Origin of the sequence: Pseudomonas sp. FSL W5-0299 (genome assembly GCF_005930655.1) — a bacterium.
GTDB classification, from domain to species: Bacteria; Pseudomonadota; Gammaproteobacteria; order Pseudomonadales; family Pseudomonadaceae; genus Aquipseudomonas; species Aquipseudomonas mandelii.
In genome coordinates this window covers 299,080-310,591 of sequence record NZ_RXHX01000002.1, presented here as the reverse complement: position 1 = coordinate 310,591, position 11,512 = coordinate 299,080, and the positions used below count along the sequence as shown (strand labels likewise).

Below are 11,512 nucleotides of genomic sequence, written 5' to 3'. Positions count from 1 at the left end.
AAGGGAATGACTCTGTTTCAGCGCATCGGCGCAGTATTCACCCTGGCCGTTGCGCTGAGCGGCTGCACCAGCCCGGTGTACACCGCCAAGGAACACTTTCCCGGCGACAAGGGCCTGAGCGACGACAGGATGAGCCGCGCCATCGTCACCGCACTGATCGAGCGCCAATGGATCGTGCAGTCGGCGCGCCCCGGCATGATCAAAGCGGCAATCACCGTGCGCGACCGGCACCACGCCGAAATCGACATTCCCTATACCTCCACCTCGTTCGAAATGGACTACCGCGACAGCCGCGGCCTGGACTACAAGGACGGCAGGATCCACGGCACCTACAACCGCTGGATCAATTACCTGCGCGACGACGTGGTCAAGCAACTGGCCACCGACCCGGACGCTGATCAAGTCTTCGCCTCGCAAGGCGCCTATGAACCCACCTACCAGGACTTTCAGGAAGGCGTGAAACGCGCCACCGAAGTCGGTCTGCTGGACGGCAGCGTCAAGTTCTACCTGGCAGGAGAAGCACTGCCGACTCAAGTGCACAAGCTGAAGGCGGTGAGCAGCAGCCGAAGAGCCGACGACAACGAAGACAACTCCGCTGAAGACGCCTGCTACTGGGCGTTGCAATCGACCTTGGCGACGTTGCAAAGCAAGGCCAAGAAGGCTGGTGCTAACGCCGTGATCAACATCGCCGGCATCAACAAGCGCGACCTGAGCCAGGACACCGGGAAATACCAGTGCAGTGACGACGAGGAAATACCTGGGCTGGAAGCGCTCAAGGCCGTGGTGTCCGGGGTGGCGTTGCGCGGGGATCTGGTGCGGGTTGACTGAGGCGAGCACCTCGAGAACGACAAAGGGCGCCTTTCGGCGCCCCTTCACAAACAGGTCGGCTTGTCATCGCCCTGTACCTGTCTGGCTCTGCGATGGCTGGTTGCCCAGGATCCTCAGAGTCTCACAAGCCCCTTACGGGAACGGGGGGAGTATTGCCCGAAACAGGATCAAGGGCAACGACTGGCCATTCGCCTGACTGCGCCACTTCCGATGCCATCACAGGCCAAGCGCACTACGTACCGCGACTTTGATTGCGTAAAACTCATCTGTTTCAAGGTGTGAAATAACATAAACACGCTTTCCATGTCGGTCTCGACTTTTGATCCGGTCCAGCCTGGAGAGGCTTACTGTCGCAACCATATCGCATTTCGCCCAGCAAACAGGACTGGCACCCTGTAGATGACTTTGAAGTTCCAGGTGGTGATCAAGTATGCGATCCGGAGCGGTAGTACTGAGCGGCACAACTGTCACCAGTAAGCTGTTGGTTTTGTGTTTTCGTATCACGACAACAGGTCTGACTTTGATCATTTCGGGGACTTCATACCCCCTGAAATCACAAATCAGCACACTGCCTTCCTTCGGTTGATATAGAAGTGGCATCCATGGCACTCATCGAAAGAAATCGATTTTGCTCAACAATCGCGCAAATCACTAAACAGGATCCGTTACTTTAAGTGTCCCTGCGCTCAAGCCCCCTCAACCTTCCTCGTCAACAAATCCACAAACGCCTTGGCCATCGGCGACTTCTGGTCCTTGCGCTGCACCAGCCACACAGCCGACACCGCTTCCGGATCAAGCAACGGCCGGTACACCACGCCGTCAATGCGCATCCGCTGATAAGACGCCGGCAGCACCGACACGCCCAGCCCCGCCGCCACCAACCCGATAATCGTCATTGCCTCGCCTGCCTCTTGCGCGAAGTGCGGGCTGAAACCGGCATCGCGGGCCAGGCTGAGCAACTGTGCATACAGGCCGCTGCCATAGCTGCGTGGGAAGAAAACGAACGGTTCGAGGGCCAATGCCGAGAGGAACAAACCCTCTTCGCTGTCGTTCACTAGCGGATGTTTGGAGCTGAGCACCGCGACCAGCGGCTCACGCATCAACTCCACGACGCTGAGGGAATCCGGCAGCCCAAGCGGTCGCATGATGCCGACTTCGATCGACTCATCGACCAGCGCTTCGGCCACTTGGGTGCTGCTCATCTCCCGCAGATTCAAATGCACCGCCGGGAAACGCTGGCGGAACGAGAAAATCGCCTGGGGAATGGTCGAGTTGAACGGCGCCGACGAAGTGAAACCAATTTTCAGTTCGCCCAACTCACCCAACTGCGCACGCCGTGCCACGTCGGCCGCTTTGTCGACCTGCGCCAGCACCAGTCGCGCTTCTTCCAGAAACAGCCGACCGGCCTCGCTGAGTTCGACCCGACGATTGGTTCTCTCGAACAGCCGTGCTCCGACTTCCTGTTCCAGCGCCTGAATCTGCTGGCTCAGGGGCGGTTGCGAGATGCCCAGCACCTGAGCGGCGCGGCCGAAGTGCAATTCTTCGGCGACGGCGATGAAGTAGCGCAGGTGACGCAATTCCATGAAAACTCCATTAGGTCGTTAAACCTATCAAACAGGTCGAACAATATATTGGATTGAATCATTAGGCAGCTATATGCTTTTTTCATTGCCTGACCGGCTGCGCCCTCCGAGGTCCGAAGTGAAAACTGCTGTCGCCCCCCTTGCCCACGAAGTTCCGCCCACCTCGGTGGACGATGTTGTCGCCGAATTGAAAGAGATCTACATCGAGAAAGGCACGCCGATGTTCATGCGCACGGTACTGGCGCTGTTCTCCGGCGGCTTTGCGACCTTCGCCCTGCTCTACTGCGTACAGCCGATGATGCCGCTGCTGTCCCACGAGTATTCGATCAATGCGGCGCAGAGCAGCCTGATCCTCTCGGTGGCCACCGGCATGCTCGCCATTGGCTTGTTGATCACCGGCCCGATCTCCGACCGTGTCGGACGCAAACCGGTGATGGTCGCGGCCTTGTTCGCCGCCGCACTGTGCACCATGGCCAGCGCGATGATGCCGAGCTGGCAAGGCGTGCTGGTGATGCGTGCGTTGATCGGCTTGTCGTTGAGCGGCCTGGCGGCGGTCGCCATGACGTATCTGAGCGAAGAGATCCACCCGCAGCACATCGGGCTGGCGATGGGTTTGTACATCGCCGGCAATGCGATTGGCGGGATGAGCGGCCGCTTGATCACCGGCGTGTTGATCGACTTCGTCAGCTGGCACACGGCAATGCTGGTGATTGGCGGGCTGGCGCTGATCGCGGCGACGGTGTTCTGGAAAATTCTCCCCGAATCACGCAACTTCCGCCCCCGCTCGCTGCACCCGCGCAGTCTGCTCGATGGCTTCACCATGCACTTTCGCGACGCTGGCCTGCCGCTGCTGTTCCTTGAAGCCTTCGTGCTGATGGGTGCGTTTGTCACCCTATTCAACTACATCGGCTATCGCTTGCTGGCCGAGCCGTACCACATGGACCAGGTCTTCGTCGGTCTGCTGTCAGTGGTGTACCTGTCGGGCATCTACAGCTCGGCGAAAATCGGCTCCTTGGCCGACCAACTGGGCCGGCGCAAAGTGCTGTGGGCGACGATTGTGCTGATGCTCGCAGGCCTTGCGCTGACCATGTTCACGCCGCTGCCGTTGGTGATTATCGGCATGTTGATCTTCACCTTCGGCTTCTTTGGCGCGCATTCCGTGGCCAGCAGTTGGATAGGACGGCGAGCGGTGAAAGCCAAGGGGCAGGCTTCGTCGCTGTACCTGTTCAGCTATTACGCCGGGTCGAGTATTGCAGGGACAGCGGGCGGGGTGTTCTGGCACTTGGGCGGGTGGAACGGGATCGGGTTGTTCATTGGTGCGTTGCTGGTGATTGCGCTGCTGGTGGCGTTGAAGCTGGCGAAGTTACCGCCGTTGGGCGGAGTCAAAGCCTGACACCGCTCCCACAGGGGCCGAGTGTGACCTGAGATCTCTATACAAAAACGCCCGGCATAAGCCGGGCGTTTTTTATTGGACGACGATCACTCGTGATACTGCGCCGACAGTTCATGCACTGCGCGCATGAACGCACCCGCGTGTTCAGGATCCACTTCCGGGGTAATGCCATGGCCGAGGTTGAACACATGACCACTGCCTTTGCCGTAGCTGGCGAGAATCCGACCGACTTCGGTGCGGATGGCTTCTGGCTTGGCGTACAGCACAGTCGGGTCCATGTTGCCTTGCAGGGCGACTTTGTTGCCGACGCGTCGGCGGGCTTCGCCAATGTCGCAGGTCCAGTCCAGGCCCAACGCATCAGCGCCAGCGTCGGCGATGCTTTCCAGCCACAGGCCGCCGTTCTTGGTGAACAGGATGACCGGCACTTTGCGGCCTTCGTGTTCGCGGATCAGGCCGCTGACGATTTTGCGCATGTAGGCCAGGGAAAACTCCTGGTACGCCGCCGCCGAGAGGTTACCGCCCCAGGTGTCGAAAATCTGCACCGCTTGCGCGCCGGCCATGATCTGGCCATTGAGGTAGCTGGTGACCGACTGCGCGAGCTTGTCCAGCAGCAGGTGCATGGCTTGCGGGTTGTCGTAGAGCATGGCCTTGGTCTTGCGGAAGTCTTTCGACGAACCGCCTTCGACCATGTAAGTGGCCAGGGTCCACGGGCTGCCGGAGAAGCCGATCAGCGGCACGCGGCCGTTGAGTTCGCGTCGGATGGTGCTGACCGCGTCCATGACGTAGCCAAGGTCTTTGTGCGGATCAGGAATCGGCAGGGCTTCGATATCGGCTATCGTGCTGACGACTTTCTTGAAGCGTGGACCTTCGCCGGTTTCGAAGTACAGGCCTTGGCCCATGGCGTCCGGGATGGTGAGGATGTCGGAGAACAGGATCGCCGCGTCCAGTTGCGGATAGCGGTCGAGTGGCTGCATCGTGACTTCGCAAGCGAACTCCGGGTTCATGCACAGGCTCATGAAGTCACCGGCCTTGGCACGGCTGGCGCGGTATTCCGGCAGGTAGCGACCGGCCTGACGCATCATCCATACCGGCGTGACGTCTACGGGTTGCTTGAGCAGGGCGCGAAGGAAACGGTCGTTCTTCAGGGCAGTCATGTCGGCATCCGGAAAAAAAGTGCGGGCATTTTCTCAGAGCTCGACGCAAAAGGCACGGTTGCAGGTCAGCCTTTTGTCTATCGGGTCAATATGTCGCGGGGAAATACGCTATTTAGCAACACGCTGAAACCAATGTGGGAGCGAGCCTGCTCGCGAAGAGGGCTTCACATTCAACATCTCTGTTGACTGATCCACCGCTTTCGCGAGCAGGCTCGCTCCCACAATTGATCGCATTCCAGTTCTGGAAAGTGATCAGACGCCCAAGTAATCCAGGATCCCTTCGGCCGCATTGCGGCCTTCGAAGATCGCCGTTACCACCAGGTCAGATCCGCGAACCATATCGCCACCGGCGAAGATTTTCGGGTTGCTGGTCTGGTGCTTGTACTGACCTTGTTCCGGGGCCACCACGCGGCCCTGGCTGTCAGTCTGGATGCTGAACTGCTCGAACCACGACGCCGGGCTCGGACGGAAACCAAATGCGATGACCACGGCGTCGGCCGGGATGATCTCTTCGGAGCCCGGGATCGGCTCGGGGCTGCGACGGCCACGGGCGTCCGGTTCGCCGAGACGGGTCTCGACCACCTTCACGCCTTCGACGCGGTCTTCACCGACGATGGCGATCGGCTGGCGGTTGTAGAGGAATTTCACCCCTTCTTCCTTAGCGTTCTTCACCTCTTTGCGCGAGCCCGGCATGTTCGCTTCGTCACGACGATAAGCGCAGGTCACCGACTTGGCACCCTGGCGAATCGAGGTGCGGTTGCAGTCCATCGCCGTGTCGCCGCCGCCCAGCACCACAACCTTCTTGCCTTTCATGTCGACGAAATCTTCCGGCGACTTTTCAAAGCCCAGGTTGCGGTTGACGTTGGCGATCAGGAAGTCGAGCGCGTCATGCACGCCCGGCAGATCCTCACCGGCAAAGCCGCCCTTCATGTAGGTGTAGGTGCCCATGCCCATGAACACGGCATCGTATTCTTCGAGCAGTTGCTCGATCGTCACGTCCTTGCCCACTTCGGTGTTCAGGCGAAACTCGATGCCCATGCCGGTGAAGACTTCGCGACGATTGCTCAGCACGGTCTTTTCCAGCTTGAACTCGGGGATACCGAAGGTCAGCAGACCGCCGATTTCCGGGTTCTTGTCGAACACCACCGGGGTCACACCGCCACGTACCAGCACGTCGGCACAACCCAAACCTGCCGGGCCTGCACCGATCACCGCAACACGCTTGCCGGTCGGTATAACCTTGGACATGTCCGGGCGCCAGCCCATGGCGAACGCGGTATCGGTGATGTACTTCTCGACCGAACCGATGGTCACCGCGCCGAAGCCGTCGTTGAGGGTGCAGGCACCCTCACACAGACGATCCTGCGGGCACACCCGACCGCAGACTTCCGGCAGGGTGTTGGTCTGGTGCGACAGCTCGGCGGCCTGGAGGATGTTGCCCTCGGCCACCAGTTTCAGCCAGTTCGGAATGAAGTTGTGCACCGGGCACTTCCATTCGCAATACGGGTTACCGCAACCCAGGCAGCGGTGGGCCTGATCGGCCGAATGCTGGGGTTTGAAGGGTTCGTAGATTTCCACGAACTCTTTCTTGCGTTGACGCAACAGTTTCTTCTTCGGATCTTTGCGCCCGACATCGATGAATTGGAAGTCGTTGCTGAGACGTTCGGCCATCTTCAAAACCTCGTACACGACAGCTTCAAGCTACAAGCTTCAAGCTGCAAGAAAATCAAATTAATCCGCCACACCGCGCAAGCTTCAAGCTTGGCGCTTGAAGCTTGCGACTTGCCGCTGCGTCGTTTATTGCGGACTCGCACGAGTACTTGAGAGCAGAGATTTCAGACTCGCCGCCTTAGGTTTGACGAGCCAGAAACGACGCAAATAGTCATCGAGGTTTTCAGCGAGGTTACGACCCCACTCGCTGTCGGTTTCCTCGACGTATTCGTTCAGCACGCGTTGCAGGTGGCTGCGATAGGCTTCCATCGCCTCACCGCTGATCCGCTGGATTTCCACCAGTTCGTGGTTGACCCGGTCAACGAAGCTGTTGTCCTGGTCGAGCACGTAGGCGAAACCACCGGTCATGCCTGAGCCGAAGTTGTAGCCGGTCTTGCCCAGGACGCAGACGAAACCACCGGTCATGTACTCGCAGCAGTGATCGCCCGTGCCTTCAACCACGGTGTGAGCACCGGAGTTACGCACGGCAAACCGCTCACCCGCGGTGCCGGCGGCAAACAACTTGCCGCCCGTGGCGCCGTACAGGCAGGTGTTGCCGATGATGGCACTGTCCTGAGTCTTGTAGACGCTGCCCTTCGGCGGAACGATAACCAGCTTGCCGCCAGTCATGCCTTTGCCGACGTAGTCGTTGGCATCGCCTTCCAGGTACATGTTCAGGCCGCCGGCGTTCCACACGCCGAAGCTCTGACCGGCCGTCCCTTTGAAGCGGAAGGTGATCGGCGCGTTCGCCATGCCTTGGTTGCCGTGTTTGCGGGCGATTTCACCGGAGATCCGCGCGCCGATCGAACGGTCGCAGTTGCAGATATCCAGGGCGAAATCAGCGCCGCTCATGTCGTTGATGGCCGAGGTGGCCATGTCGACCATTTTCTCGGCCAGCAGGCCCTTGTCGAACGGCGGGTTGCGGTCGACCTGGCAGAATTGGGGCTTGTCTGCCGGGATGTGATCGCTGCCGAGCAACGGGGTCAGGTCCAGGTGTTGCTGCTTGGCGGTCTGGCCTTCGAGGATATCCAGCAGATCGGTACGACCGATCAGCTCTTCGAGGGAGCGCACGCCCAGCTTGGCCAGCCACTCGCGGGTTTCTTCGGCGACGTAGGTGAAGAAATTCACCACCATGTCGACGGTCCCGATGTAGTGATCCTTGCGCAGCTTCTCGTTCTGAGTGGCGACGCCGGTGGCGCAGTTGTTCAGGTGGCAGATGCGCAGGTATTTGCAGCCCAACGCGATCATTGGCGCGGTGCCGAAGCCGAAGCTTTCAGCGCCGAGGATCGCGGCCTTGATCACGTCGAGGCCGGTTTTCAGGCCGCCGTCGGTCTGCACCCGGACTTTGCCGCGCAGGTCGTTGCCACGCAGGGTCTGGTGGGTTTCGGCCAGGCCGAGCTCCCACGGAGCACCGGCGTATTTGATCGACGTCAGCGGCGATGCACCGGTGCCGCCGTCGTAGCCGGAGATGGTGATCAAGTCCGCGTAGGCCTTGGCCACACCGGCGGCGATGGTGCCGACGCCCGCTTCTGCAACGAGCTTCACCGAGACCAGGGCCTTCGGGTTGACTTGTTTCAGGTCGAAAATCAACTGCGACAAGTCTTCGATCGAATAGATGTCGTGGTGCGGCGGCGGCGAAATCAGGGTCACGCCCGGCACCGCGTAACGCAGCTTGGCGATCAGACCGTTGACCTTGCCGCCTGGCAGCTGACCCCCTTCACCGGGCTTGGCGCCCTGAGCGACTTTGATCTGCAGCACTTCAGCGTTGACCAGGTATTCCGGGGTTACACCAAAACGGCCAGTCGCGACTTGCTTGATTTTCGAGCTTTTGATGGTGCCGTAACGCGCCGGGTCTTCGCCGCCTTCGCCGGAGTTGGAACGCGCACCGAGGCGGTTCATGGCTTCGGCCAGGGCTTCGTGGGCTTCTGGCGACAATGCGCCCAACGAGATGCCCGCAGAGTCGAAGCGCTTGAGCACCGATTCCAGCGGTTCGATCTCGCTGATGTCCAGCGGCGTGTCCAGGGTCTTCACCTTGAACAGATCGCGGATCATCGACACCGGACGGTTATCCACCAGCGCCGTGTATTCCTTGAACTTGCTGTAGTCGCCCTGCTGCACAGCGGCTTGCAGAGTATTGACCACGTCCGGGTTGTACGCGTGATATTCGCCACCGTGGACGAACTTCAGCAGACCGCCCTGCTGGATCGGCTTGCGCGGGCTCCAGGCTTCGGCCGCCAGGGCTTTCTGCTCGGCTTCGATGTCGACGAAACGCGCACCCTTGATGCGGCTCGGTACGCCACGGAAGCTCAGCTCACAGACTTCTTCAGACAGGCCGATGGCTTCGAACAACTGCGCACCGCGGTACGACGTAATGGTCGAGATACCCATCTTCGACAGGATCTTCAACAGACCTTTGGTGATGCCTTTGCGGTAGTTCTTGAACACCTCATAGAGGTCGCCCAGCACTTCACCGGTACGGATCAGGTCGCCCAGCACTTCGTAGGCCAGGAACGGATAGACCGCCGAGGCGCCGAAACCGATCAACACCGCAAAGTGATGCGGGTCACGAGCGGTGGCGGTTTCCACGAGGATGTTGGAGTCGCAACGCAGGCCTTTCTCGGTCAGGCGGTGGTGCACCGCGCCGGTGGCGAGCGAAGCGTGGATCGGCAACTTGCCCGGGGCAATGTGGCGGTCACTCAGCACGACCTGGGTGCGGCCGGAGCGCACGGCTTCTTCAGCCTGATCGGCGACGTTGCGGATGGCCGCTTCGAGGCCGACGCTTTCGTCGTAGTTGAGGTCGATAATCGCGCGCTCGAAGCCCGGACGATCCAGGTTCATCAGCGAACGCCACTTGGCCGGCGAAATGACCGGCGAGCTTAGGATCACGCGCGAGGCGTGTTCCGGCGACTCCTGGAAGATGTTGCGCTCGGCACCGAGGCAGATCTCCAGCGACATGACGATGGCTTCACGCAACGGGTCGATCGGCGGGTTGGTGACCTGCGCGAACTGCTGGCGGAAATAGTCGTACGGCGTGCGCACGCGCTGGGACAGCACGGCCATTGGCGTATCGTCGCCCATCGAGCCGACAGCTTCGTAGCCCTGCTCGCCGAGCGGACGCAATACCTGGTCGCGCTCTTCGAACGTGACCTGGTACATCTTCATGTATTGCTTGAGCTGGTCGACATCGTAGAAAGCCGAACCGTGGTCGTTGTCTTCCATGGTCGCCTGGATGCGCAGGGCATTCTTGCGCAGCCATTGCTTGTACGGATGACGGGACTTCAAGCGGTTGTCGATGGCATCGGTGTCGAGGATCTGACCGGTTTCGGTGTCCACGGCGAAGATCTGGCCCGGGCCCACACGTCCCTTGGCGATCACGTCTTCAGGCTGGTAGTTCCAGACGCCGATTTCCGAGGCCAGGGTGATGAAACCGTTCTTGGTGGTGACCCAACGCGCCGGACGCAGACCGTTACGGTCGAGCAGGCACACCGCGTAACGACCATCGGTCATTACCACGCCGGCCGGGCCGTCCCAAGGTTCCATGTGCATCGAGTTGTATTCGTAGAACGCCCGCAGATCCGGGTCCATGGTTTCGACGTTCTGCCACGCAGGCGGAATGATCATCCGCACGCCACGGAACAGGTCGATGCCACCAGTGACCATCAGCTCGAGCATGTTGTCCATGCTGGAGGAGTCGGAACCGACACGGTTGACCAGCGGGCCGAGCTCTTCCAGGTCCATCAGATCGTTGGTGAACTTGGTGCGACGGGCCACGGCCCAGTTACGGTTGCCGGTGATGGTGTTGATCTCGCCGTTGTGGGCGAGGAAGCGGAACGGCTGCGCCAACGGCCATTTCGGCAGGGTGTTGGTCGAGAAGCGCTGGTGGAACACGCAAATCGAGGTTTGCAGGCGCTGATCGCTGAGGTCTGGATAGAAGGCGGTCAAATCCGCCGGCATCATCAGGCCTTTATAAATGATGGTCTTGTGCGAAAAGCTGCAGATGTAGTGATCGGCATCGGCAGCGTTGGCCACGGACGAGCGACGACGGGAGGTGAACAGCTTGATCGCCATGTCCTGGTCGCTCAGGCCTTCACCGCCGATGTACACCTGTTCGATCTGCGGCAGGCGCTCCAGGGCCAGACGGCCGAGGACGCTGGTATCGATCGGCACTTTGCGCCAGCCGATAAGCTGCAGGCCAGCGGCCAGAATCTCGCGGTTCATGTTCTCGCGAGCGGCTTCGGCTTTGACCGGGTCCTGGTTGAAGAAGACCATGCCCACGGCATATTGCTTGGGCAGTTCGACGCCGAAGGTTTCCTGGGCGATGGCTCGCAGGAACACGTCCGGCTTTTGAATCAGCAGACCGCAACCGTCACCGGTCTTGCCGTCGGCGTTGATCCCACCGCGGTGGGTCATGCAGGTCAGGGCCTCGATGGCCGTTTGCAAAAGGGTATGACTGGGCTCGCCCTGCATATGGGCTATCAGGCCGAAACCGCAGTTATCCTTGAATTCATCTGGTTGGTACAGACCTGCTTTCATAGACACTTTCTCACCAGGCTGCCTCTTTTCGAGGCAAATTTCTTTTCAATTCAACCACTTGCGTTCCGCGCCGAACGTTCGCCGGCTTTAGCGGGGGCAAAAGGGTGGTCATTGTACACAGCGACACAGAGGCTCACAAATTTGACGACGAACTGTCGCAAATCTATGTCGCATTTGTGAAAGGTTTAAAGCGATCTGCTGTGCTAGTCAAAACTTTTTTAATTTTGACCGCAACGACTCAAAGACTACTGTGACGCAGACACCACAAGGCACGCGGCCTGTAGAGGCGGCATGCACTTGTAGAAATTTTG

The 11,512-nt window shown here is 59.9% G+C and carries 7 protein-coding genes; 2 read left to right on the top strand and 5 right to left on the bottom strand.

What is annotated here, in order from left to right; genetic code table 11:
- Positions 1-6: 6 nt before the first annotated feature.
- Positions 7-828 (top strand): hypothetical protein, encoded by an 822-nt coding sequence (locus tag FHL16_RS05165; RefSeq protein ID WP_077747619.1) that lies wholly within the window; start codon positions 7-9, stop codon positions 826-828.
- 216 nt (positions 829-1,044) lie between these two features.
- Here FHL16_RS05165 and FHL16_RS05160 read toward each other — a convergent pair whose 3' ends face one another.
- Positions 1,045-1,428 carry a type II toxin-antitoxin system PemK/MazF family toxin gene (locus FHL16_RS05160; RefSeq protein WP_010464404.1) on the bottom strand — a complete coding sequence of 128 codons (384 nt, stop codon included), beginning with the start codon at positions 1,426-1,428 and terminating at the stop codon, positions 1,045-1,047.
- Between the two features lie 86 nt (positions 1,429-1,514).
- Complete coding sequence (locus FHL16_RS05155; RefSeq protein WP_077747618.1) at positions 1,515-2,411, bottom strand: LysR family transcriptional regulator; 897 nt, start codon at positions 2,409-2,411, stop codon at positions 1,515-1,517.
- A 166-nt stretch (positions 2,412-2,577) separates the two neighbouring features.
- Between FHL16_RS05155 and FHL16_RS05150 the strand changes: the two genes are divergently transcribed.
- Entirely contained in the window at positions 2,578-3,804 is a 1,227-nt protein-coding gene (locus FHL16_RS05150) for an MFS transporter (protein WP_412034173.1), read from the top strand.
- An 86-nt stretch (positions 3,805-3,890) separates the two neighbouring features.
- Here FHL16_RS05150 and hemE read toward each other — a convergent pair whose 3' ends face one another.
- From hemE to gltB, 3 genes are all read right to left on the bottom strand, one after another.
- Entirely contained in the window at positions 3,891-4,958 is a 1,068-nt protein-coding gene (gene hemE, locus FHL16_RS05145; RefSeq protein WP_077747617.1) for a uroporphyrinogen decarboxylase, read from the bottom strand.
- A 252-nt stretch (positions 4,959-5,210) separates the two neighbouring features.
- Entirely contained in the window at positions 5,211-6,629 is a 1,419-nt protein-coding gene (locus FHL16_RS05140; RefSeq protein ID WP_010464413.1) for an FAD-dependent oxidoreductase, read from the bottom strand.
- A gap of 126 nt (positions 6,630-6,755) precedes the next feature.
- Positions 6,756-11,201 carry a glutamate synthase large subunit gene (gene gltB / locus FHL16_RS05135; protein ID WP_077747616.1) on the bottom strand — a complete coding sequence of 1,482 codons (4,446 nt, stop codon included), beginning with the start codon at positions 11,199-11,201 and terminating at the stop codon, positions 6,756-6,758.
- Positions 11,202-11,512: the final 311 nt, after the last annotated feature.